The sequence below is a fragment of the Vibrio zhanjiangensis genome, assembly GCF_030161235.1.
Lineage (GTDB): Bacteria > Pseudomonadota > Gammaproteobacteria > Enterobacterales > Vibrionaceae > Vibrio > Vibrio zhanjiangensis.
Genome location: NZ_BSPW01000119.1, coordinates 1 through 1,137, shown reverse-complemented (window position 1 = coordinate 1,137; position 1,137 = coordinate 1). Strand labels below are relative to the sequence as shown.

Genomic DNA, 1,137 nt, shown 5'->3' with positions numbered 1-1,137 from the left:
AGGTGGAACTATGACAAAGCGTACGAGAAGAACTTTCAGTCCAGAATTCAAACTTGAAGCAGCCCAGCTAGTTGTTGACCAAGGATACTCCGTGGTCGAAGCAGCTAAAGCTATGAATGTAAGCAAATCTGCTATGGATAAGTGGGTAAGGCAGCTTAAACAAGAACTACAAGGTGTTACCCCAAAAGCGTCACCACTGACGCCAGAACAAATAGAGATCCGAACGCTTAAAAAACGGATCGCTGAACTCGAAGAGCATAATGAAATCATAAAAAAGGCTACAGCTCTGTTGATGTCGGACTCACTGAAAAATTCTCGATAATCGAGAAGCTCAAACAGAGCTACAGCACGTTAAAGCTATGTCGCATATTCGGAGTTCATCGCAGCAGCTATAAATACTGGCTGGAACGGCCAAAAGTCATTTCAGCCCATGAAGTTCGAGTTAGAGCACTTGTCCAAGAAGCTCACAATGTGAGTAATGGCTCTGCTGGGGCCCGTACTATTGCTGATATCGTCACCAATATGGGCATGAATCTAAGTCGATATCGAGCGACTAAGGTTATGAAAACACTTGGTTTAGTGAGTCGACAGCTGCCCAAACATAAGTATCGAAAGGAGCCTTTAGAGCATGTAGAAATCCCTAACCACTTGGAGAGGCAGTTCGCTGTAACTGCTCCAAACCAAGTATGGGTGGGTGATGTGACTTATATCTGGGCTGGTAATCGCTGGGCTTATCTAGCGGTTGTTCTTGATCTATTTGCTCGGAAACCAATCGGCTGGGCAATGTCTTTTTCGCCCGATAGCCAATTGACGAGTAAAGCGTTAAAGATGGCTTATGAGTCACGAGGTATGCCGACAGGAGTCATGTTCCACAGCGACCAAGGCTCGCATTACACGAGTCGAAAGTACCGTCAAACCCTATGGAGATATCAAATAAAACAAAGCTTATCTCGTAGAGGAAATTGCTGGGATAACAGTCCGATGGAGCGGTTCTTTAGGAGCTTGAAAACAGAATGGGTGCCAACTATCGGCTATCGCAGTTTAGGTGAAGCATGGCAGAGCATTGTTGGCTATATCATTAGATATTACAGCCAAATCAGGCCACATCAGTACAATGGTGGCATCACTCCCAATGAG

Annotated in this window: 1 protein-coding gene; it reads left to right on the top strand. The window is 45.2% G+C overall.

The window, feature by feature from the left end:
- Positions 1-10: 10 nt before the first annotated feature.
- Positions 11-1,137 (top strand): IS3 family transposase gene (locus tag QQK21_RS21805; RefSeq protein WP_284194279.1). Its coding sequence is split into 2 segments (ribosomal slippage), with 1,128 coding nucleotides annotated over them: positions 11-278 and positions 278-1,137; the frame shifts between segments, so codons are not numbered across the junction. This gene is flagged as partial in the annotation.